The organism is Stenotrophomonas sp. YJH_SMC_32, assembly GCF_059369975.1.
Map to the genome: position 1 here is coordinate 53,051 of NZ_JCAFTE010000009.1, position 20,941 is coordinate 73,991.

Consider the following 20,941-nt stretch of genomic DNA (forward strand, 5'->3'; position numbering starts at 1 on the left):
GCGCGCGTGACGCTGCGCACAGTGCATCTGTGGATTGTTGGTTGCGATTCATCTTCGCGCACTTCCAGCGGCGTCGAGACAAACAGTTACGAATGGAAACATTCTAGAATCGCGCCCCCCACGTTGGTTTGCAGCACCCCACGCGCCCATAGAACGGGCGCATGTTTTTACTGAAACACGAGATTTCACGGATGTCCCTGAAAACCAATCCGCTGCGCAACGCGATCGTCATCGCGCTGGCCGCCAGCTGCACCACCCCCGCCTTCGCACAGAGCGCCGGCGATACCCCGACCAACCTCGACCGCATCGAAATCACCGGCTCGCGCATCCGCCAGGCCAGTGTCGAAACCGCACAGCCGGTGGTCGCGCTCAACCGCGCCGAGATCGAGAAGAAGGGTTACGTCAACGTCGCCGACATCCTGCAGGACATTCCTGCCGCCGGTGCGCCGAGCATGAGCCGCGCCTCGTCGCTGACTTCTTCGCGCGATTTCGGCGGCATGTACGTCAGCCTGCGCAACCTTGGCCCGGAACGCAGCCTGGTGCTGATCGACGGCCGCCGCATGGGCGTCAGCGCCGGCGGCTACTCCGACCTGGCCTCGATCCCGTCGTCCATCGTCGAGCGCGTGGAAGTGCTGACCGACGGCGCCTCCGCGCTGTACGGCTCCGATGCCATCGCCGGTGTGGTCAACATCATCACCCGCAAGAATTTCGATGGTGGCGAAGCCAGCGTCTATGTCGGCCAGTACGGCCAGGGTGACGGCCAGAAGCGCGCATACAGTGCAACCTTCGGCAAGACCTTCGAGCGCGGCTGGTTCAGCGTGGGCGCCGAGCGCACCAAGGAAGACGAGGTGCTGGGCAAGGACCGCGAGTTCAGCCGTTACACCAACGGCCCGCGCCACCCGAACGATGGCCTCAACGGCAACACGCCGTGGGGCTACGTCACCGTCGGTGGCAAGAACCTGACCGTGGGTCCGGGCGGCGACCCGAGCAAGGCCGGCAACTTCCATGCGCCGGCCCCGGCCGATGGTGCCAACACCAAGTCGAACATGAGCCTGCTGACCGGCCTGGAGCGCACCTCGGTGTTCGCCAACGGTGGCTTCTCGATCACCGACAACCTGCGCATCGTCGCCGACGCGCTGTACAGCAAGCGCGAGTCGACCAAGCACCTGGCCGGCTACCCGTACTCGGTCAGCGCCGCGCAGGCCCGCAATGGCAGCCGTGCCGCCCTGTCCAAGGACAGCGCGTTCAACCTGTGGGGCCAGGATGCGCTGTTCGCGCACCGCACCGAGGAGCTGCCGCGCGGCACCGAGAACAACCTGGAAACCAAGCGCGCCAGCATCGGCCTGGAAGGCAGCTTCGAAACCGGTTCGCGGTACTGGGACTGGAACATCAACTACATGTACAACCGCAACGAAGGCGAGCGCATCGGTACCGGCAGCATGTACCAGCCGCACGTCAACCTGGCCGTCGGCCCGTCCTTCATGGACGGCAACGTGGCCCGTTGCGGTGCGCCGGGCGCGGTGATCGCCGGCTGCGTGCCGTGGAACCCGGCTGCCCCGATGGGTTACACCGGCCCGGGCTCGCTGAGCAACCAGGACGTGCAGGACTACCTGTTCACCCGCTTCGTCGACAAGATGCAGAGCACCACCAAGGTCGCCAGCGGCAACATCTCCGGTTCGCTGTTCACCCTGCCGGCCGGCGACATCCTGGCCGCGATGGGCTTCGAGCACCGCAGCGAGGAGGCCAGCTACACGCCGGACATGAAGGTGCAGAAGGGCGAGATCGCCGGCACCAGCGGCCAGCCGACCCGCGGCAACTACTCGCTCAACGAGGCCTACCTGGAACTGCAGGTGCCGTTGCTGGCCGACCTGCCGTTCGCCCGCGAACTGTCGCTGGACGTGGCCGGTCGCTACTCGGACTACAACAACTTCGGTTCCACCACCAACAGCAAGTTCGGCCTGAAGTGGAAGCCGATCGACAGCCTGCTGGTGCGCGCCACCTACGGCACCGGCTTCCGTGCGCCGACCGTGGATGACCTGTATGGCGGCACCGTCAGCAGTCGCGACTCGTTCACCGACCCGTGCGATACCTCCTTCGGCACCGCCGCCAGCAGCCCGGCCATCGCTGCCCGTTGCCAGGCGCTGAAGGTGCCGGCCAACTTCCGCCAGCTCAACAGCGATGGCAGCGTGGCCACCAAGCCCGGCCAGCAGGCCACCACCGATTTCAGCTCGGGTTCCAACCCGGACCTGAAGCCGGAAACCGCCAAGACCTGGACCGTGGGCCTAGTCTACAGCCCGGACTTCGTGCAGGGCCTGGACGTCAGCCTGGACTGGTGGAAGATCCGCATCGACAACGCCATCGTCGGTGAGTCGGCCACCAACATCCTGGAACAGTGCTACGTGCAGGGTTCGGATGCTGCCTGTGGCCGCTTCACCCGTGGCAGCAACGGCCAGGTCAACTCGCTGGACCGCTCGCTGGTCAACGCGGGCTACCGCGAAACTGCCGGCTATGACATCAACGTGCGTTACCGCCTGCCGGAAACCGCGTTCGGCAAGTTCGCCGTCAACTGGAACACCACCTACACCGATTATCTGGAGCAGCGCAACGACAGTGCCGCCACCACCCCGGTGGAACAGCGTACCGGTTGGGCGGGCGACTTCCGCGTGCGCTCCACCTTCAACCTGGATTGGCAGTATGGCGACCTCGGCATCGGCTGGACCGCGCGCTACTACTCCAGCATGAAGGAGAAGTGCTCGTACATGGACGAGTGCAACATGCCGGGCTTCAACTCGTCGTACACCAGCGCCTCGCCGACCAACAAGGTGGGCTCCAACACCTTCCACGACCTGCAGGTGCGCTACAGCCTGCCGTGGGATGGCACCGTGTCGCTGGGCGTGAACAACGTGTTCAACCACCAGGGCCCGATCATGTACAGCCAGCCGAACAGCAGCTTCACCTACTACGGTGGCTTCGACATCGGCCGCTTCATGTACATGAAGTACCAGCAGCGCTTCTAAGCCTGCAACCGCGTTCCCGCCACGGCCATCCCTCTCTCCTGGCCGTGGATGGAAGCAGAACGGCGCCCCTCGGGGCGCCGTTCTTTTTTGCGTGGAAGCAGGGTCGGATCCCCGCCGGCGCTAGCGCTTGGCGCGCATCGTGCGGATGTTGTCGCCGACGAACAGCACCAGGCCAGCCCAGATCGCTGCAAACCCGATCGCCTTGGCAGTGTCGAATGCCTCATGGAAGAAGAACACACCCAGCAGCAGCTGCAGGCTCGGTGCGATGTACTGCAGGATGCCGACCAGCGACAGCGGAATGCGCTTCACGCCGTAGGCGAAGCCGATCAGCGGTACTGCGGTGACCGCGCCGCCGAAGATCAGCAGCAGGTCGTTGCGCCAGCCCCAACCATGGAAGAACGCACCGCCGTGGCCGTTCTCGGCCCAGATCGCAAACGCCAGCGCCGGCAGGAACAGGTACATGCTCTCCACGCCGAGGCCGGCCACCGGGTCGACCGAGACCAGCTTGCGCAGCAGGCCATACAAGCCGAACGAACAGGCCAGGCCCAGCGCGATCCACGGTGGCGTACCTGCATCGATGGTCAGCCAGGCCACGCCCACCGCCGCCATTGCCACCGCTACCCACTGCAGCCGGCGCAGCCGTTCCTTCAGCACCAGCACGCCCAGCAGCACGTTCACCAGCGGGTTGATGAAGTAGCCCAGGCTGGTCTCGATGACATGACCGGCGTTGACCGCCCAGATGTACAGGCCCCAGTTGAACGCGATGGTCAGGCTCGACACCAGCAGGATCGGCAGCGCGCGCGGCTGCGCGGCGATCTTCCGCCACCAGCCCAGGCGCGCACTGATCAACAGCCAACCCAGCACCAGCACCGTGCTCCAGATGATGCGGTGGGCGATGATCTGGAACGAGGGCACCTCGTTGAGCAGGTGCCAATAGACCGGCACCAGGCCCCAGATCACGAAGGTGGATGCAGTGACCAGCAGGCCCCGGCGTTGTTCTTTCTCGTCCATGCTCACTTCTTTCTCGTCCTTGCCATTGTCAGCACCACCACACCCAGAAGAATCACCGCCATCGCCAGCAGGTCGCGCCAACCGAAGCGCTCACCGTTGAGCAGCGCGCCCAGCAGCACCGCGATCACCGGATTGACATACGCGTAGCTGCCCGCGAGTGCCGGGCGCACGTTCTGCAGCAGCCACACGTAGGCAGTGAACGCGACGATGGAGCCGAACACGCACAGATAGGCCATCGCCAGCAGGCCACCGGTATCGGGCAGCGTGGTCGGGCGCTCGCCCACCGCCAGGCCGATCAGCACCAGCAGCACGCCGCCGCAGATCATCTGCCCGGCCGCGGTCATGAACGGACCCGGCAGGTCCAGGCCGCGTGCCCACACAGAACCGAACGCCCAGCCGATCGGCGCGATCAGCAGCAGCACCAGCCCGGTCGGCGAGCCGGTCAGGCTGCTGCCGGCGTTGAGCCAGACCACGCCGAGGAAGCCGATGGCGATGCCCAGCCACTCACCACGGCTGGCATGTTGCCCGCGCAGCGCCGAGAACAGCGCCATCCACAGCGGCACCGAGGCCACCGCCGTGGCGGCCAGGCCGGAGGACACCTCGCGCTCGGCCAGCACCACCATGCCGTTGCCCAGCACCAGCATGGTCACGCCCATGATGACCAGGTTGCGCCACTGCCGCAGCGTCGGGTTCGGCAGCTTCCAGAACAGGCGCAAGGCCAGGAACATCAGGCCGCCGGCAATGATGAAGCGGCTGCCGGAGACCATCGTCAGCGGCAGTGCGCCGCCGTGCAGGGCCTTGGCGATGCCCAGATAGGTCGAGCCCCAGACCACGTAGACCAGCAGCAGTGCCAGCGCGACAAGGCCACCCCGGGGGGCAGCCGCAGACGAAGAGGGGGGAGCCGACATGACACACCAGGGAGCCGGGGGAAGGCGGATTCTAGGACGTTTTGAGTATGGTCCGGGACCCCATACGGTGGCACGCTGTCATCCATCCATGCACCCTGCTCTGGTCTGCTACCCCGTGTTGACGGCCGATGCAGTACCAAGAGGGCTGCCCGGCCGCGCCGCCCCAAGGCCGGACGCCGTTTTCCCTGCGCACGGACGCGCCGCATCGAGGATTTCCACCCAGATGAGCACCACGTCCCAACCTGTTGTCCCCGCGAACGACCGTGCCGCTTTGCGGCGGTCGATCTCCAACACCCTCAAAGGCTCCGCCGGCAACCTGGTGGAGTGGTATGACGTCTACGTGTACTCGGTGTTTGCCGTGTACTTCGAATCGCAGTTCTTCTCGCCGGACGACAAGAACTCCACCCTGTACGTGTGGGCGATCTTCGCGGCGACCTTCCTGATGCGCCCGATCGGCGCCTGGTTCTTCGGCCGCTTCGCCGACCGCCACGGCCGCCGCCTGGCGCTGACCGTCTCGGTCACGTTGATGGCGCTGTGCTCGTTCCTCATCGCCATCACCCCCACCGCCGCCAGCATCGGCATCTGGGCCGCCGTGATCCTGTTGTTCGCACGCCTGCTGCAGGGCTTCGCCACTGGCGGCGAGTATGGTGCCAGCGCCACTTACATGTCCGAGGCCGCCATTCCGGGCCGTCGCGGCTTCCTGTCCTCGTTCCACTACGTCACCCTGGTCGGCGGCCACGTGCTGGCCCAGCTGACCCTGCTGCTGATGCTGACCTTCTGGGGCAAGCCGGAGATCTCCGAGTGGGGCTGGCGCATCGCCTTCGGTATCGGTGGCATCGCTGCGGTGGTGGTGTTCTGGCTGCGCCGGGGCATGGACGAATCGCTGTCGGAGTCGTCGATTGAGGCCGCGCGCGAGGGCAAGGCAAAGAAGTCCGGTTCGATGTATGAGTTGTTCGTGCACCAGTGGCGGCCGCTGCTGCTGTGCTTCCTGATCACCGCTGGCGGCACCGTGGCCTTCTACACCTACTCGGTGAACGGCCCGAAGATGATCCAGAGCGCCTTCGCCGGCAACGACCCGATGACCGGCACCCTGATCAACCTGGGCGTGCTGGCCTTCCTGATGGTGCTGCAACCGGTCGGCGGCTGGCTGTCGGACATCATCGGCCGCAAGACCCTGCTGGTGTTCTTCGGCGTCGGCGGCGTGCTGTACAGCTGGTACCTGATCACCCAGCTGCCGCACCAGCATGACGCCACCCTGGCCTTCCTGACCCTGGCGCTGGCGTTCGTCATCCTCACCGGCTACACCTCGATCAACGCGGTGGTGAAGGCCGAGCTGTTCCCCACCCACGTGCGTGCACTGGGCGTGGGCCTGGGCTATGCGCTGGCCAACTCGCTGTTCGGCGGCACCGCCCCGCTGCTGTACCAGGGCGCGCTGAAGACCGGCCACGTCGACTGGTTCGCCATCTACGTGACCGCCACGATCGCGGTATCGTTGGTGGTCTATGTGTTCTTCCTTACCAACAAGGGCCCGAACTGGCTCGACGGCACCCGCAAGTAAGCGCGTTGCCGTGATCGCGGCCACTGGTGCAATGCCGGTGGCCGCTACGTCTCCCGCCACCGCGCTGATGTGGATCGCGGTGACGCTGGCCGCAGCCACGGCATTGGCCTGGGTGCTGCGCCGCCCCAACGCGCAGGCCACGTGGCCGCGCACGGGGTTCGGGGTCGCCCTGCTGGTGTTCTGCGCCGCGCTGGCGCTGCAGCTGGCGATGGACCTGGGCAGCGGCCACAGCTCGCTGCACCTGCGGCTGCATCGCGGTGTCAGTCCGGCACCCCTGGTTGGCCTGCGCACGATGGTGGCGTGCTATCTGGCAGCGCTCGTCGCCGGCGGCTGGGGCGCGTGGAAGCTGCTGCGCCGGCGCTGACGAACACCCGGTCGTGCCGGCCGCTGGCCGGCAACTCAACATTCCTTTGGTAGTGCCGGCCGCTGGCCGGCAACCTCATGAACCTCCGGAAAGAGCAGGGAGTTGCCGGCCAGCGGCCGGCACTACCTCAGCGGCGGGCCGCTTCGCTCTTGTCGCGCGCGCCGCGGAACTCCGATTCCTTTTCCCACGTCGGCCAGCGGCGGCTGTTGGCCAGCTCGGCACCCAGGTCGTAGACCAGCAGCGTGTCGGCAGCGTGGCCGCTCGGGTCCCAGCTCGGCGTCCAGGCATCACAGGCCTGGTGGTAGCAGTCGGCGAAGTACTTTTCGCGCAGCGCGCGGCCGCCTTCAACGCCACCGTCCAGCTTGTCCAGGCCCGGGCCGATGGTGATCGCCGGCACGCCCAGGCGGGCGAAGGCAAAATGATCGGCACGGTAGAAGAAGCCGGCTTCCAGGTTCGGGTCCGGACTGTAGCTGCGGCCACGGGCCTTGGCCACGCGCTCCAGATCGCCTTCCAACGACACCCGGCCCTTACCCCATGAAGCAATGTCGCGGGTCGGGCCATCCGGGCTGAACATCTCGATGTTCAGCACCGCAGCGGTCTTGTCCAGCGGCGCCAGCGGGTGCGCAGCATAGTAGCTGGCCCCCAGCAGGCCCTTCTCTTCAGCGGTCAGCGCCACGAAGTACAGCGTGCGCTGTGGCTGCGGGCCGGCAGCGAACACCCGACCCAGCTCCAGCACCGTGGCCACGCCGGTGGCGTTGTCGATCGCACCGCGGCGGATGCGGTCCCCCTTGGCGTCGGGCTGACCGATGCCGAACGCATCCCAGTGCGCGGAGAAGATCACGGCCTCGTCAGCATGTTCACCACCGGGCAGCTTGGCGACCACGTTGCGGGTCACCACCTGCTCGCGCTTGAGCGCGAAATCCACGCTCAGTTTCGCGTTGTCCAGTGCCACCGGGCGGAAGTCGGCACGCATCGCCTTGCGCTTCTCCGCATCGAAGTCGAGGCCGGCGTCGGCGAAGATCGCCTCGGCCAGCTCGCGCTGCATCCAGCCGCGCAGCGGGGTGTGCTGCGCCATCGCTTCGGCGTGGCCGCGCTCGATGTCGAACAGCGGCGAAGTGCCCGAGCTCTTTACCGTGGCCCAGCCATACGCGGCCGGCGCGGTCTCGTGCACGATCAGCACGCCTTCGGCACCCCGGCGTGCGGCTTCCTCGAACTTGTAGGTCCACCGGCCGTAGTAGGTCACCGCCTTGCCATCGAACGCGCCCGGCGCGTCGGCCTCGAAGTCGGCGTCGTTGATCAGCACCACGGCGATCTTGCCGTGCAGGTCCACGTCCTTGTAGTCGTTCCAGTGGCGTTCCGGTGCGTCGATGCCGTAGCCGACGAACACCAACGGTGCATCCTTGATCTGCACGCGCTTGCGCGGCTGCAGGCTCTGCAGGGTCACGTCCACGCCATTGGCCAGCGCACGCTTGCCCTGCTTCAGCGACAGGCTGGCCTTGGCCTCACCCTCCAGCTGCGCGCGCACCAGCGGCACTGGCTGCACCCAGCTGCCGTCCACGCCGCCCGGCTGCAGGCCATAGCTGCGGAACTGCTCGATCAGGTACTGCACCGTGCGCTCTTCGCCCTCGGTCGCCGGTGCGCGGCCCTCGAACTCATCCGACGCCAGCACACGCACATGCCGCGACAGTGCCTGCGGATCGATGCCGCCACCCGGCAGGTCGTTGGCCGCATGGGCCAGGCCACCGACAAACAGGCAGGACGACAGCAGCAACACGCGCATCGGATTCACGGCAGTACCACGGCTAGCTTGGAAGTCACCAGAGTGTAACGTGGTCGTGACATCACGGCGCAGCCTGGGCCCACGTCATCCACGCAGGGCGTGACTCTACCTGCTGATGCGGTCCAGCCAGCAGGCCAGGCCCTGCGCGTTGAGTTCGATGTCCATCGCCAGAACAGTGATCACCGCCGCATCGTCCAGCGCACAACCATGCTGCTGCGCCCGTTCCAGGTACAGCGCCTGCAGTGCCGCCAGCAGGCAGCGGTGGCGGTCCGGGCGGCCATCGCACTGGCGGCCGATCGCGGCCATCGCATCGATCTGCTCGAACAGGTCCGCAGCCAGTTTTTCCACCTGCTGCACGCGCCCATAGTGGGTCAGGTACATCGCCTGCGGGCCGTAGCCCAGCATGCGTCGGATCGAGGCCTTCATCGCCTCCGGGTCGAACTGCACCGGCGAGGAAGTCGGGAAGATGAAAGCGCCCTGCGCGCTGTCCAGCTCGCGGTAGGAGATGCCGAACGTATCGCCAGTGAACCAGCTGCGGCTGCGCGCATCCCACACGCAATAATGGTGCAGTGCGTGGCCCGGCGTATGCAGCAGCGCCAGCTCGCGGCCAGCGAGATCGATGCGGTGGCCGTCTTCGGCAACCACCACGCGGTGTTCGGGAATCGGCTCGATGCGGCCGTAGCTGCGCGCGATCTCTTCGGCGCCGTACACCGCCGTCGCACCCGCAATCAGCCGGATCGGGTCGATCATGTGCGGCGCACCGCGCGGATGCAGCACCGCCTTTGCGTTGGGCAGCTGCTGCATCAGCAGTCCGGCGCCGCCGGCGTGGTCCAGGTGCACGTGCGTGAGCAGCAGCCAGTCCACGGCATCCACGCCCAGGCCAGCGTCCACCAGCGCCTGCAGCATCGCCGGCACAGACAGGCCGGTGCCGCAGTCGACGAAGGCCGCGCGGCCTTTTTCAACGATCAGGTAGGCCGCGTCGAAGTCCGGGCGCTGGAAGCCGGTATCGATGGTGTGGATGCTGGGATCGGCGGTCATCGGCACGCACCTGGCAGTCTCGGAAACAGACGCCCATGGTAGGCGCGCAGGCGGTCCGGGTTCGATGCGGCTTTGGTCGGGTAGTGCCGGCCGCTGGCCGGCAACCTCGGGATGGCCGGGAGAATGCATGTGCCGCCGGCGGCCGGCACTACCGATCAGCCAGAGCGCAATCCGAACCGTGGCCGCAGCAGCAACGCCAGCACCAGCACCGCCAGGAACGCGCCATAGGCATACAGCACCGCCAGCACCTGCGGCCAGATCGGGCCGGCGCCGGGCTGCACCACGCCAATGCGGTAGCCCCACAGCATCGACACGATGCTCAGCGCGAACGCCACGACCAGGGTGGTGCCATCGAACAGGCGCCGCCGCGCGCTGCGCGGCTGGCGCGGAAACAGCCAGTACAGGCTGCCCAGCAGCAGGAACCAGGGCAGGAACAGCAGCAGCGACAACCAGGCCATCGCAGACTCCATGTCATCGCGCCAGAGGCGCGCGGACATCATGCCATGGGTGCTGTGCCACGGTCGTGCCGGCGGGGGGCTTCCCTGTAGAGCCGAGCCTATGCTCGGCTGCTTTGCTACCCAGCCGAGCATGGGCTCGGCTCTACAGAGGCGGAGCCGGGTCGAGCATGGCTCGACTCTACAAAGGGCAGGCAGGCCCGGCGATCAGGCCGCTTCGCGCAACGCAGCCAGGGCGGCCAGCACGGCGTCCACCTCGGTTTCCAGCTTGAACAGCTCGCTCTGCAACTGGTCGCCCTGCTCGGCCTGCTTGATCACCGCAATCAACTGGCCGGCATCGCGTGGCGAATCGAAGCCTTCGCTCTGGATCAGCAGCGTGCCGTCACCGGCGGTCAGCTTGAAGTAGAAGCGGCCGTCCTTTTCGCGGTACTGCTTGAACTGCGGCGGCGCCACGCGGGCCACGCCGGCATCTTCGCTGGCGATGTCACCGGCACTGGACAGGTCACGCAGGCCCACCGCATGACGCAGCTCGTCCAGCAGCGGTGCCGCCAGCTGCTCGCGCAGCTGCTGGCCACGGCGCTTGAGCAGCGCTTCGATCTTCTCCGGCTCGGCCATCAGCGCGTTGTAGCGCTCGCGCAGCGGCGACAGCTCGCTGTCGATACGCTCGAACAGCTGCTGCTTGGCGTCGCCCCAACTGATGCCGGCGGCGAAGGCCCTGGCGAATTCCGCGGTCTGTTCCGGCGTCGCGAACGCCTGGTACATCTGGAACAGCGCCGAGCCCTCGGTGTCCTTCGGCTCGCCCGGTGCGCGCGAGTCGGTCAGGATCGAGAACACCAGCTTCTTCAGCTCCTCGCGCGGCACGAACAGCGGAATGGTGTTGTGGTAGCTCTTGCTCATCTTGCGGCCATCCAGGCCCGCCAGCGTTGCCACCTGCTCATCGATCACCACGTCCGGCAGCGGGAAGTACTCCTTGCCGTACACGTGGTTGAAGCGCTGGGCGAAATCGCGTGCCATCTCGATGTGCTGGATCTGGTCACGGCCCACCGGTACCTGGTTGGCCTTGAAGATCAGGATGTCGGCGGCCATCAGCACCGGGTACATGAACAGACCGGCGCTGACGCCTGCGTCCTCGTCCACGCCTTCCTCGCGGTTCTTGTCCACTGCCGCCTTGTAGGCGTGCGCGCGGTTGAGGATGCCCTTGCTGGCGATGGCGGTCAGGAACCACATCAGCTCGGTGGTCTCGCGGATGTCGCTCTGGCGGTAGAACCACACGTGTTCCGGGTCCAGGCCGCAGGCCAGCCAGCTGGCCGCGATCTCCAGGGTCGCGCGCTGGGTGCGCTGCGGGTCCTGCGACTTGATCAGGCTGTGCAGGTCGGCCAGGAAGAAGAAGCTCTCGATCCCCGGCGCGCGGCTGGCCGCGATGGCCGGACGGATGGCGCCAACGTAGTTGCCCAGGTGGGGCGTGCCGGAGGGGGTGATGCCGGTAAGGACTCGGGTCGTCATGACTGCGTGGGGTAACCTTCGATGAACGGGGCCAGTTTACCTTGCACGCCACCAACCCCGTCAGGGCCTGCGGCGCGTTCATTCACGCAACCCCGCTGGAGACGCCCGATGAAACGCCTGCTGCCCCTGCTGCTGATCCTGCCCCTGGCCGGTTTCCGCCCGGCTCCCCTGCCGCCGCCGGTGTACGACGGCGGCCCCGTGCGCATGGCCCTGGTCGACCGCGACCGCGGCACCGAACTGCGCAGCTACCCTGCCGAGGGCCAGCGCTGGGTGGCCGGCGAGCGCGGCCACCGCTACGCCGTGCGCCTGCACAACGACAGCCCTCGCCGGGTACTGGTAGTGCTGTCGGTGGACGGCGTCAACGCCATCTCCGGCGAGGATGCCGATCCCTCGCAGACCGGCTACGTGCTCAATCCCGGCCAGCGCGCCGACATCACCGGCTGGCGCAAGAGCCAGGACGAAGTGGCGCAATTCGTGTTCAGCAGCCCCAGCGGCAGCTATGCCAGCCGCACCGGCCGCCCGGACAACATCGGTGTGGTCGGCGTGGCCGTGTTCGAGGAAGCACGTCGCTGGCGCCCCGAGCCGATCCTGCGCCGTGGCCTGCCGCCGCCGGCTCCAGCCGCACAGGCCGAAGCGGCGGCCGACGCCAGTGCCAGCCGCATCGAGGGTTTCGCCAGCAAGTCGCAGGCCCCGGCGCTGGGTACCGGCCATGGCGCACGCGAGCAATCCTCGGTACGCGACACCGACTTCGAACGTGCCAGCCGCAGCCCTGCACAGGTATTGCAGCTGCGCTACGACAGTGCCCGCAACCTGCGTGCGCGCGGCATCCTGGTCGATGCGCCCTCGCGCCTGCCGCGCGAACCGCAGGCGTTCCCCAACCGCTACGTGCCGGACCCTCCGGCCCGCTGATCGTCCCGCGCAGACAACACGACGCCCGCAACCTCACGGTGCGGGCGTCGTGATGTGGGGGAAACCGAAGCGCTTACTTGTAGTCCGGGTAGTCCTTGCTCACCGCGTCCTGGAACTCACGCACTTCCTTCTCCGCGCGGTCCTTGGCCCAGCCATAACGTTCCTGCAGGCGGCCGGCCAGATACTCGGCATTGCCTTCGGCCACATCGAAGTCGTCGTTGGTCAGATCGCCCCACTTGGCCTGGGCCTTGCCCTTCAGCTGCGACCACTTGCCGGAAATGATGTCTTTGTTCATTGCTGGGAGTCCTTGGTTGCAACGGCGTTCTTACCGTGGCTCCAGCTTCGCGCAGTCGCTGTTGAGTACCGGTCAACCGGCAATGAAATGCACGCTCACCTGCTTGAATGGTTCACTACGCTTCGACACGTACGCTGCAGAGAAACGCGCAAGCAAAAAGGCCGGGGAGATCCCCCCGGCCTTTTTGCTTTCCGTTCCACTTCAGGCTCAACGGCCCTTGGCGGCATCCTCAACCTTTTCACCGGCCTTCTGCACGTCCTTGCCGGCACCGGCCACGGTGTTGCAACCGGCCAGCAGGGCCACCGAGAACATCGACAACAGCATCAGGGCAACTACGCGCTTCATGGGCTTCTCCTTGGGTTCGCCGCTATACCGCTTCATTCGCGGATGGGATTCTTTCGCTCGGCGGGAGGGCACCAATGCCCACTGCCGCCGCGTGAAGTGCAATCTGGCGGCAGGGGCGTGGAGCGGGCGTGAACGGTTCGGCGATCCATTCAGCAGGGGGCGGTCAGTCGCGCATCAGGGTGGACTTGCCGAACAGGCTTTCCACCAGGTCCACGGCCAGTTCGGCGGTGGCATTCTGCTTGTCCAGCAAGGGGTTGAGCTCGACGATGTCCAGCGAACCCATGCGCCCGGTGTCGGCGATCATTTCCATCACCAGCTGCGCCTCGCGGTAGTTCACCCCGCCCGGCACCGTGGTGCCCACGCCCGGCGCGATGCTGGGGTCGAGGAAATCCACATCGAAGCTGACATGCAGATGGGTGTTCTCATCAATGCCGGCCAGCGCCGCTTCCACGGCACGCTTCATGCCGTTCTCGTCGATGTAGCGCATGTCATAGACATCCACCTTGTGGGTCTTGATCAGGCGCTTCTCCTCCGGGTCCACCGAGCGGATGCCGATCTGGTGCATCTGCGCCGGGGTGATCGCCGGTGCGCTGCCGCCCAGACGGGTCAGCGCGTCCGGGCCGAGGCCGCACAGGCAGGCCACCGGCATGCCGTGGATGTTGCCCGACGGCGTGACATCACTGGTGTTGAAGTCCGAATGCGCGTCCAGCCACAGCACGCGCAGATTCTTCCCCTGCTCGCGGCACCAGCGCGCGACGGCGGTGATCGAACCGATGCCCAGGCAATGGTCGCCACCGAGCATGATCGGCATGCGCCCGGCCTGCAGCTCGGCGTAGCTGGCTTCCATCAGTGCGCGGTTCCAGGCCACCACCTCATCCAGGTGGCGGTAGCCCTCCACCGGCGCAGTCCACGGGTTGCGCGGGCCATCCAGGTTGCCCACGTCGCGCACGTCCACGCCGCGCGCTTCCAGCGCCTCCGGCAGGCCCGCCACGCGCAGCGCCTCCGGCCCCAGCCGTGCGCCGCGATGGCCCGCACCGACATCGGTGGGAACGCCAATCAGGGATACGGAAATGGGATGGGCCATGGGTGCCTCCTGCGGTGCGGAAAAAGAAGCACAGTCTAGCCAGAGCTGTGTGACACCACTCGCGGCGGTGCAGCAGGGCATGGGTCAGATCGCCGCGGCCTGCCAGCCGTATCCGGTCAGGCATTCCAGCGCTGGGTCGTCAGGAATTGGACCTTCCGCGATCCACCTCACATCCCGGTCGGTTTCGCCTCTTACGCAAGGCTGTTGTTGTGTCCACGCTGCGCAGGCACCCTGAAGGTGCCGCCTCACTTCCTCAATCATGGAGCACCACGCGCATGAAACATGCACTCAATGGACTTGCGGTACTGGCAATTGCCCTGGGCGGACTGTTTCCCGCCGCTGCCAGTGCACCCTCGCAACGCATCACGCATACGGTGACCTCCGATGCGTATCCCATGCAGACGGCAGGCGCACGCCAGGTACTCGACTGGGTGGCGCAGCGGGTGAAGCCGTCGTTCGCCCCGCAGGGCTACGGCAACGTACAGGTGGAACGACAGGCAGTCTCCGTAGGCCGCGCGTCTGCACGCTCGGATGAATCGATACCTGGAAAACTGCCAGACCAGGGCATTCCCGGTGAGATCTACCGGGTGGAAAACCTGCTTCCCGACGGTTCCATCCAGACGTGGGAATTCACCTGGGTGGAACCCTCTTCCGGCCATGGCGGCGGCTGGGACGTCACCGGCTACACCTACAAGAAGGGAAATGACCCGGTGAACCAGCAGTAGCGGAACGGTGGCAACGCGCACCGCGCTGCCCCCTTAGACACGCCGCCGCCGCGCCTCAACCGCCGCGGCGGCGAACCGGCGTCAGGCTCTGCACCTGACCGTTGTTGCGCATCATGCACAGGAAACGGCCATCGGGATAATCGATGATCAGTTCCTGGTAATCGCTGCCCACCGGCATCTGGGTGACCAGCGCGCCCTGAGCGCCCTTGCGCATGTTGCAGGCGCCCAACGCGGTATCGCCTGCCGGCGCCGGGGTGGTCACCGAAGACACATTGCGGAACACCGCGCGGCAGCCGCCATTGACCCACACCGAGTGCCGGGACAGGCCCCAGTTCTTGCCTTCCTCGCATCGGGTGCGGCTGAGCTGGCGCACGATTTCCACATTGCCGCGGGTATTCAGATCGCACGACACCTGCTGCTGGCCGGTGGATTCGCAGGTGACTTCGCGGGGTAGCGCGGCATCCCCGGCGGCAGCGTCGCGAGGGCGAACGCTATTTGCGGCGGGCGCAGGCGCACCACTGCTACTGACCTGGCAAATGCCATTGGCGCCGCCACGGCCGGTGTAGCTGATCTGCGGCGTGCCGTCATCGCTGCGGCTGATCGACAACGTGATACCACTGTTGGCATCGCGCGCTTCGAAGTAGCGGTCGTTGAAGCGCTTCAGCGCCGTCTCGCGGCCCTGCACGTAGACCGGCCCGCCATCGTCTGCGTGAACATCGATGCCGCCCGGGCAGCTGGCGTTGAAGAACGGCACGGCGGCCATGGCCGGGGCCACGAAAGCGGTGGACACCAGTGCGACGGTGAGCGATAGGGCATGGCGACGCATGTGCGGGTCCCGAAGGGCATGTGTCCCCAGTATGTGTCGGGGGTCTGCAAATGGTCTGTGAGGAGAATCAAAAAGCCGGCAGCGCATTCGGGCGTTTGTGTTTGCTATGGTAGCTGTGGAGCCTTGCCCGGGCTGTTAAGTCACCTTTACTTCGTGGGCCAGCTCAGGGCATGCGGCAGCGATGGTTCGGGCAGATTTCTCGCTGATGGCGCCACTGCGCAATCTGTCGCTTCTGGCATTGCGATGCTCGAAACGGGCCAAACGCGATAATTCATTTTTCCTTTCAGATCACCCGATGCCATCGAAACAAACGACTGGCAGGCGGGGATTTCGCGTGCGCATGATGAATCGCCACCTGCAAAGGTGGTCGGGACTTCCAAGCCCGTGTTGTCAACGATGTATACGCTTGCCAGCCGGCGTCGTCCTTTCAGGGGCGGCGCCGGCTGGCAATCCGTTAGCCGATCGACGGCGGGCGGTGCGTGGGGGCCTCGTGCCCGCCGATTCGTTGACCCGGTCTTGGAAGCCACGCATCGCCCGCCACCCTACCGTGGCGGCACCTCTGTTCCTGACGAGGATGCCCGCATGTCCAGAACCCCTCACCCATACCTGACCGCCACCCTGGGCGAGGCCGCCCTGCGCCTGCCGCCCGAACTGGCGCAGCCATTGGAAGCCGCTTTCGCCGCTGCGAACGAAGCGCCTGCGTCCATCAACCTGCCCAGCTGCCTGCAGCGCATCCGCGTCGGTGATGCTGCCGACGGACAACCGTGGCAGGGGCCCACCGGCACACCCGGCCAGGCCGTGGCCGCCGCACGCCGGGATCGCGCTGCGGTTGGCCTGGTGTCGCTGTTGGAGCTGTACCACGCCGCCGAGCGCGTGCGCGTGGACGGGGAAAAGAAAGACGACATCGGCGACGGCACGCGCGAAGGACTGATGCTGGCCTGCCGGGGACTGGCGGAGTATGTGGCGTTGCAGGTGCGTAGCTGAGGCTGCTGCGGTCGCAGTGTATGTGCGGCATTGATCGAAGGATCTGCCCGCGCCATACAGTGAGTTGACTCACCGGGTTGGGACGAGAAAACCAGCGAATGGCGGTTTCTTCATTTTCGTTCCATCGCCTTTGCGACCGGCGCCGCGCCGACGCATCATGATCGGCGCCTGTGCTTATGCTGCGCTGGCGTGCAAGCGCACACCCAAGGCACGGATCACGGACCCAATCCGCAGTCAAAAGATGCTGTGCTAGATTCAAGAGCGTGACATTGGCGCGAGAGACGCTTTCATGGATGCATGGGTCGAGAAATGCGCTTCTTCATCAAAACGTGGCCTTCGGCGCCACCTCTGGATAGCAGTGCGTCGTCGCCTCGCGATCGTTATTCCGGCGCTTGTGCTGGCAGCATGTACGAGCGCCGCGCCGCCGCCCCCATCAGATTATCTGAATCAAAAACAGCCCGTCGAATCAGGGAGTCAAACTGGTATGGAGCGGTTCAAGAACGATATCGAGCGTTTGACCAAGTTGCGTTTTGATGATGTCGACGCATTGAATGAACAGCTCCACACGCACCTGGGAGAACCGACTCGACAAGGCTTGAGGGACGAGCGGACCGCAGAACGCGGCATGCTGGGCGGACTTGGTATCCAGAACATCACGCTGAGAAGTCCTGCCGACGATCCGACGCACGCGACCTTGATCTTTGAGGTCACACCACCGAGCATCGCGCTCGAGGAAATCATCTGGGAAGAATCCGCCATGTATCCACCCCACCCGGATGCGCCTGATTCCCGCCCTTACTGGTCTGCTCAGGTGAACAGTGCCAAGGTTGTACTCGGGCTCTCCCTTGACCACAAGACGCTGACCTACGTATCGATCAGTCAGCGCTGATTCGTGTCATTGCGAAAGAGCCGCACCATGGAGCGTACTGAAGAATCTGCACTGTCACAGCCGCAGGAGAGTGGCCGACCAGGGGCAACACGTCGTCCGGCTTCGCCTTTGGTTGATCCCTCGCTGGCATCGCTTCTGACCAAATCCCCAACACTTCGAGCGGGTCTTGCACAGGCTGATAGTCCCTTGCACGTGGCAAGAGAGTATTCATCGTCGAGGGAGCGATGGACGATCCTGCCCAACGCCGTGGAACCATGAATATGATGGACGCGCTTCGCCTGCCTGAAGCAGAGTCCCTTCATCGCGCTGAAGCGTTGGCCGCAGATCTTGAACAGCAGCCGGCGCAGCAGGTTCATGCGCAGGACGGGCCAGCATTCTCAAGGTAAGGCCGTCGACGCAACCGCTCTGCCGCCCTTCGAACAAATGGGAGTACCTGGAGCAGCGCAAAGAGGCGCTGACTCATGGGAATGGGGGCGATTATCCTAGTCGAACGGATGACCTGGTTGTCGTGGAACACCTGACACGATTCGCTGGAGCGGAGGCATCAGCCCCGCTTTCATGTGGGGACAAGATGCGCACAATTGCAATCTTCCTGGTTGGCGTCTGCACCATTGTTCTTTCAGGCTGCGCGACTACCACACTTCCCAATGGGGTTGCTTCAGCGGGATACACTGAAGTTGTTTCCGTCCCTCTAGGCCCTCTCCGTTACTTCCATACGACTTCTGTTCTACCGGGGAAGAACGCCGTAGGCGCTACGAACCTCGTCCGCTGCACGAACACCGCGCGGACGATCAACCTGCAGATCGCGAACGGGCTGGCGCTTGATGCCGCAGATGTGTGCGCACGTATCGATGCTGCGGCTGCGGCATCCGAGTCATGGATACCGGCAGCATCAAACAGGTACCGAATCCTTCTTGTGCCGGAAGGCACTGCTGGGGCAGTACGAACAAGATCGCTTGGCCGCTTTGCCACGGGCAGGCAGCTTGCGTTTGTGGCACCTGTCTACAGTAATCAACATAGAACCTTCGCGAATTTGGTTGACTTGGTTGCGCACGAGAGCTTTCACGCATTAGGCCACGCTACAAAACACCGCCGAGGACTGGACGAAAGAAGTGCCTACTACGCGGGCCTGTGTGCGCAACTTCGGATCAACGGCCTCATTACGGAAGAAGACTTGCCGGGGGCCCCTCTCGAGTTCGGTGATCGGGCAGTACGATACTCCTCGCAGGAGGCCTATCGTGTGCGCTTGGAAACATATCCGTTGCTGGCGGACGGAAGCATCCGGCTTGGAGCTCCATCTGGCGACTTGATGCTGGACCGATGCCAGCAGATCAGAAGCGAGGTTGTCGGGCTTCAGTCGAGCTCATTAGTTCCTCCTAGGGGTCTGCTTCCCTGAGGTCAGCGTAGGGACGGACGGCAGACGCAGGAAAGCCAGCGTACTGCGCTGGCCTTTTTCGTTGAAACCCCTGTTTTCAAGGCGTTTCAGAGCTTCCCAGGTGGTGCCGCTTATCCGAATCGAACGGATGACCTACTGTTTACAAGATAGTTGGACTTAGGTTTAAAATCATGGACTTAGGCTGCACTATTTTCCCGGACGTTGATCGTGGAACACTTGCAGTTGCTGGACGCCCAAGCCAATTTTCCCGGCACTTCAGGCCAGTAGCTAGCGGCTCTGATCGAGCTGACTATTCCTAGCCAGGCAGCCGGCGGCGTAATGCTCATGCCTCAGTCCCCTCACTACATGGATTTGTGGGGGTCGCATTTCCCACTTGGATGGAGAGAAAGGGATGGTGGAGTGGCTGCATAGCAGCTTGCTGCTGGCAAGCGTAACGGTGCAAACAATCGTGGAGACTGCGCCTAAGGCTGACGTTAGCTGGCTGCAAACATATGGTCAGCTCATAGGCGTAGCCATTGGTGCCATCCTGACTGGTGCTGTAGCCATTTGGCTTGCTGTCATGAACAATCGAAGCAGCGATCTCAGACTGCGGATGCAGCAGACCCATGATCTACAGCGCGAGAATCAACGCATTACGCGAGACAGACTTGAGGAGCTTTACGAGCTATCTGGCCATTGGATATCCGCCCTTGAGAATTACGGCCTCATGGGGTTGCGACTCGCAAAGGGCCAGCTCACCTACAGGCAGTATCTCGATCTTCAGATCGAACATGGGTCAAAGTCGAAAGTGCAGAAGTCCCGCATGGAACTTTTGCAGAACGTATACGGCTCGCCGGAAGTCAGTCGAGCGGTCGAAGCGGTTAAGGATGCCCAAGCTGCCTACTACCTACGGCTGAGTGAAGTGGAGCGGATTGCCCAGCGCCCGGACCGACTAGGAGAGGTAGTCGTCAGCAGACCGCCTGCAGACGATAGGCTCTATGCCCAGCTTGAAGAGTTGGCAGGTAACGTCCGTGCGGAATGTCGGAAGCTTTTGGAGGCTATCGGCATGCAGGCCAAAGGCTAGATCTCACCCCGACAGTCCTATCGGCAGCCGCGTGTGCGCGTATCGCGCGAACGTCCTACGCAACAACACCGAGCAGCTCCTGAAGCCGGTCGGCTGAGCGAATGCCGGCAGGCGCTTACCCCTCCCAGCCGAAGGGAGGCTTGAGGTGCAGCCCGGCCAACCGGTTCGCACGTACCGCCTCCCGGTATGCACTGATCTTGGCCACATCCTCGCGCAGCCGCGCCTCGTGCCTGGTCACCCACATCTCGGCGCCGGCGCGGCCCTGCTCGTAGCTGGTACACCAGCGGAACGGCCCGCCGGGGCCATGCCGGTGTCGGTCAAGACTGGCGATCCAGATCCCGTCGCCGACCCGTTGCGCCATCGCAACCACCCAGACGCCGTTGCAAGCGATGACCGTCGGTGCCTCGCTGGGGAGGCTGGCAGAGCGCGTCGTCCAGTAGAAGTCAGGGGGCACCGGCATGGCAGGGAGGATACGGCTGGCCGTCGCAAAGGCTGCGACAAGGGAGCGGGCTGCAGGCGTGAGCATGTACGGCGGTGGGGATGCTGATGGCCCCCTTACGCGCGATAAGGTGCAATTTTTCAGGTGACCACGGGAAAGAGGTAATAAAGGTAACCACCCTGCAAAGAGCGCCCCATTCACCTTTAAAAACAATGATTTATATTGAATTTATCAAGGTAACAATAGGGTAACCTCTGAGTAATCCCATTACCTTCTTCAGAGGTAACATTGGCGCGAACAAATTTCCTTATGAATCAATGACATTACTTTGTAGGGATCGAAAAATTACCTC

At 64.7% G+C, this 20,941-nt stretch carries 19 protein-coding genes; 8 read left to right on the forward strand and 11 right to left on the reverse strand.

Going from position 1 to position 20,941, the window contains the following annotated elements:
* The first annotated feature begins 191 nt into the window (after nucleotides 1-191).
* The gene (locus tag AC5P7S_RS12570) at nucleotides 192-3,017 is read left to right on the forward strand and encodes a TonB-dependent receptor (RefSeq protein WP_095377899.1); all 2,826 of its coding nucleotides are present in this window, start codon (nucleotides 192-194) and stop codon (nucleotides 3,015-3,017) included.
* Nucleotides 3,018-3,137: 120 nt separating this feature from the next.
* Here AC5P7S_RS12570 and rarD read toward each other — a convergent pair whose 3' ends face one another.
* Together rarD and yedA are read right to left on the reverse strand one after the other, a co-directional pair.
* Nucleotides 3,138-4,034: an EamA family transporter RarD gene (rarD, locus tag AC5P7S_RS12575; RefSeq protein ID WP_065178981.1), complete on the reverse strand. Its 897-nt coding sequence runs from the start codon at nucleotides 4,032-4,034 to the stop codon at nucleotides 3,138-3,140.
* On the reverse strand, nucleotides 4,031-4,936 hold the full coding sequence (gene yedA / locus AC5P7S_RS12580) for a drug/metabolite exporter YedA (protein WP_005420582.1): 906 nt from the start codon (nucleotides 4,934-4,936) through the stop codon (nucleotides 4,031-4,033). The genes rarD and yedA overlap by 4 nt, the downstream gene beginning before the upstream one ends.
* Nucleotides 4,937-5,159: 223 nt before the next feature.
* Here yedA and AC5P7S_RS12585 point away from each other — a divergent pair, with 223 nt between their 5' ends.
* The gene (locus AC5P7S_RS12585; protein ID WP_005420583.1) at nucleotides 5,160-6,494 is read left to right on the forward strand and encodes an MFS transporter; all 1,335 of its coding nucleotides are present in this window, start codon (nucleotides 5,160-5,162) and stop codon (nucleotides 6,492-6,494) included.
* 67 nt (nucleotides 6,495-6,561) lie between these two features.
* Nucleotides 6,562-6,858 carry a hypothetical protein gene (locus AC5P7S_RS12590; protein ID WP_095377898.1) on the forward strand — a complete coding sequence of 99 codons (297 nt, stop codon included), beginning with the start codon at nucleotides 6,562-6,564 and terminating at the stop codon, nucleotides 6,856-6,858.
* Between the two features lie 127 nt (nucleotides 6,859-6,985).
* Here AC5P7S_RS12590 and AC5P7S_RS12595 read toward each other — a convergent pair whose 3' ends face one another.
* The 4 genes from AC5P7S_RS12595 to AC5P7S_RS12610 form a co-directional block, all read right to left on the reverse strand.
* Entirely contained in the window at nucleotides 6,986-8,638 is a 1,653-nt protein-coding gene (locus AC5P7S_RS12595) for a M28 family metallopeptidase (protein ID WP_053498772.1), read from the reverse strand.
* Between the two features lie 105 nt (nucleotides 8,639-8,743).
* The gene (locus AC5P7S_RS12600; protein WP_095377897.1) at nucleotides 8,744-9,676 is read right to left on the reverse strand and encodes an MBL fold metallo-hydrolase; all 933 of its coding nucleotides are present in this window, start codon (nucleotides 9,674-9,676) and stop codon (nucleotides 8,744-8,746) included.
* Between the two features lie 155 nt (nucleotides 9,677-9,831).
* Nucleotides 9,832-10,134: a hypothetical protein gene (locus AC5P7S_RS12605; protein WP_032954673.1), complete on the reverse strand. Its 303-nt coding sequence runs from the start codon at nucleotides 10,132-10,134 to the stop codon at nucleotides 9,832-9,834.
* A gap of 204 nt (nucleotides 10,135-10,338) precedes the next feature.
* Nucleotides 10,339-11,634, reverse strand: a complete 1,296-nt coding sequence (locus AC5P7S_RS12610; protein WP_065178978.1) for a tryptophan--tRNA ligase — start codon at nucleotides 11,632-11,634, stop codon at nucleotides 10,339-10,341.
* A 108-nt stretch (nucleotides 11,635-11,742) separates the two neighbouring features.
* Between AC5P7S_RS12610 and AC5P7S_RS12615 the strand changes: the two genes are divergently transcribed.
* Nucleotides 11,743-12,543: a hypothetical protein gene (locus AC5P7S_RS12615; protein WP_095377896.1), complete on the forward strand. Its 801-nt coding sequence runs from the start codon at nucleotides 11,743-11,745 to the stop codon at nucleotides 12,541-12,543.
* Between the two features lie 73 nt (nucleotides 12,544-12,616).
* Here AC5P7S_RS12615 and AC5P7S_RS12620 read toward each other — a convergent pair whose 3' ends face one another.
* From AC5P7S_RS12620 to rocF, 3 genes are all read right to left on the reverse strand, one after another.
* On the reverse strand, nucleotides 12,617-12,838 hold the full coding sequence (locus tag AC5P7S_RS12620; protein WP_004153772.1) for a CsbD family protein: 222 nt from the start codon (nucleotides 12,836-12,838) through the stop codon (nucleotides 12,617-12,619).
* Between the two features lie 207 nt (nucleotides 12,839-13,045).
* Nucleotides 13,046-13,183, reverse strand: a complete 138-nt coding sequence (locus AC5P7S_RS12625; RefSeq protein WP_005407710.1) for an entericidin A/B family lipoprotein — start codon at nucleotides 13,181-13,183, stop codon at nucleotides 13,046-13,048.
* Nucleotides 13,184-13,346: 163 nt separating this feature from the next.
* Nucleotides 13,347-14,267 carry an arginase gene (gene rocF / locus AC5P7S_RS12630; protein ID WP_005420594.1) on the reverse strand — a complete coding sequence of 307 codons (921 nt, stop codon included), beginning with the start codon at nucleotides 14,265-14,267 and terminating at the stop codon, nucleotides 13,347-13,349.
* 275 nt (nucleotides 14,268-14,542) lie between these two features.
* Between rocF and AC5P7S_RS12635 the strand changes: the two genes are divergently transcribed.
* The gene (locus AC5P7S_RS12635; RefSeq protein ID WP_053498765.1) at nucleotides 14,543-14,992 is read left to right on the forward strand and encodes a hypothetical protein; all 450 of its coding nucleotides are present in this window, start codon (nucleotides 14,543-14,545) and stop codon (nucleotides 14,990-14,992) included.
* Between the two features lie 55 nt (nucleotides 14,993-15,047).
* Here the strand turns inward: AC5P7S_RS12635 and AC5P7S_RS12640 are convergent, their stop codons facing one another.
* Entirely contained in the window at nucleotides 15,048-15,818 is a 771-nt protein-coding gene (locus tag AC5P7S_RS12640) for a DUF3011 domain-containing protein (RefSeq protein WP_095377895.1), read from the reverse strand.
* A gap of 582 nt (nucleotides 15,819-16,400) precedes the next feature.
* Between AC5P7S_RS12640 and AC5P7S_RS12645 the strand changes: the two genes are divergently transcribed.
* The 3 genes from AC5P7S_RS12645 to AC5P7S_RS12655 all read left to right on the forward strand — a co-directional run bounded on the left by AC5P7S_RS12645 (nucleotide 16,401) and on the right by AC5P7S_RS12655 (nucleotide 20,150).
* A complete protein-coding gene (locus AC5P7S_RS12645; protein ID WP_095377894.1) occupies nucleotides 16,401-16,802 on the forward strand; it encodes a hypothetical protein in 402 nt (133 codons plus the stop codon).
* 358 nt (nucleotides 16,803-17,160) lie between these two features.
* Nucleotides 17,161-17,691, forward strand: a complete 531-nt coding sequence (locus AC5P7S_RS12650; RefSeq protein WP_206780701.1) for a putative periplasmic lipoprotein — start codon at nucleotides 17,161-17,163, stop codon at nucleotides 17,689-17,691.
* Between the two features lie 1,787 nt (nucleotides 17,692-19,478).
* Nucleotides 19,479-20,150, forward strand: coding sequence for a hypothetical protein (locus AC5P7S_RS12655; protein ID WP_262232839.1), 672 nt, complete (start codon nucleotides 19,479-19,481; stop codon nucleotides 20,148-20,150).
* Nucleotides 20,151-20,265: 115 nt separating this feature from the next.
* On the opposite strand, the gene AC5P7S_RS12660 is transcribed toward AC5P7S_RS12655, so the two are convergent.
* Complete coding sequence (locus AC5P7S_RS12660; RefSeq protein ID WP_262232840.1) at nucleotides 20,266-20,676, reverse strand: hypothetical protein; 411 nt, start codon at nucleotides 20,674-20,676, stop codon at nucleotides 20,266-20,268.
* Nucleotides 20,677-20,941: the final 265 nt, after the last annotated feature.

Excerpts from the sequence above, each read along its gene's own strand:
- AC5P7S_RS12570 (WP_095377899.1), top strand. The coding sequence starts at position 192 with ATGTCCCTGAAAACCAATCCGCTGCGCAACGCGATCGTCATCGCGCTG.
- yedA (WP_005420582.1), bottom strand. The coding sequence starts at position 4,936 with ATGTCGGCTCCCCCCTCTTCGTCTGCGGCTGCCCCCCGGGGTGGCCTT.
- AC5P7S_RS12585 (WP_005420583.1), top strand. The coding sequence starts at position 5,160 with ATGAGCACCACGTCCCAACCTGTTGTCCCCGCGAACGACCGTGCCGCT.
- AC5P7S_RS12590 (WP_095377898.1), top strand. The coding sequence starts at position 6,562 with ATGTGGATCGCGGTGACGCTGGCCGCAGCCACGGCATTGGCCTGGGTG.
- AC5P7S_RS12595 (WP_053498772.1), bottom strand. The coding sequence starts at position 8,638 with ATGCGCGTGTTGCTGCTGTCGTCCTGCCTGTTTGTCGGTGGCCTGGCC.
- AC5P7S_RS12600 (WP_095377897.1), bottom strand. The coding sequence starts at position 9,676 with ATGACCGCCGATCCCAGCATCCACACCATCGATACCGGCTTCCAGCGC.
- AC5P7S_RS12605 (WP_032954673.1), bottom strand. The coding sequence starts at position 10,134 with ATGGCCTGGTTGTCGCTGCTGCTGTTCCTGCCCTGGTTCCTGCTGCTG.
- AC5P7S_RS12610 (WP_065178978.1), bottom strand. The coding sequence starts at position 11,634 with ATGACGACCCGAGTCCTTACCGGCATCACCCCCTCCGGCACGCCCCAC.
- AC5P7S_RS12615 (WP_095377896.1), top strand. The coding sequence starts at position 11,743 with ATGAAACGCCTGCTGCCCCTGCTGCTGATCCTGCCCCTGGCCGGTTTC.
- AC5P7S_RS12620 (WP_004153772.1), bottom strand. The coding sequence starts at position 12,838 with ATGAACAAAGACATCATTTCCGGCAAGTGGTCGCAGCTGAAGGGCAAG.
- AC5P7S_RS12625 (WP_005407710.1), bottom strand. The coding sequence starts at position 13,183 with ATGAAGCGCGTAGTTGCCCTGATGCTGTTGTCGATGTTCTCGGTGGCC.
- rocF (WP_005420594.1), bottom strand. The coding sequence starts at position 14,267 with ATGGCCCATCCCATTTCCGTATCCCTGATTGGCGTTCCCACCGATGTC.
- AC5P7S_RS12635 (WP_053498765.1), top strand. The coding sequence starts at position 14,543 with ATGAAACATGCACTCAATGGACTTGCGGTACTGGCAATTGCCCTGGGC.
- AC5P7S_RS12640 (WP_095377895.1), bottom strand. The coding sequence starts at position 15,818 with ATGCGTCGCCATGCCCTATCGCTCACCGTCGCACTGGTGTCCACCGCT.
- AC5P7S_RS12645 (WP_095377894.1), top strand. The coding sequence starts at position 16,401 with ATGTCCAGAACCCCTCACCCATACCTGACCGCCACCCTGGGCGAGGCC.
- AC5P7S_RS12655 (WP_262232839.1), top strand. The coding sequence starts at position 19,479 with ATGGTGGAGTGGCTGCATAGCAGCTTGCTGCTGGCAAGCGTAACGGTG.
- AC5P7S_RS12660 (WP_262232840.1), bottom strand. The coding sequence starts at position 20,676 with ATGCTCACGCCTGCAGCCCGCTCCCTTGTCGCAGCCTTTGCGACGGCC.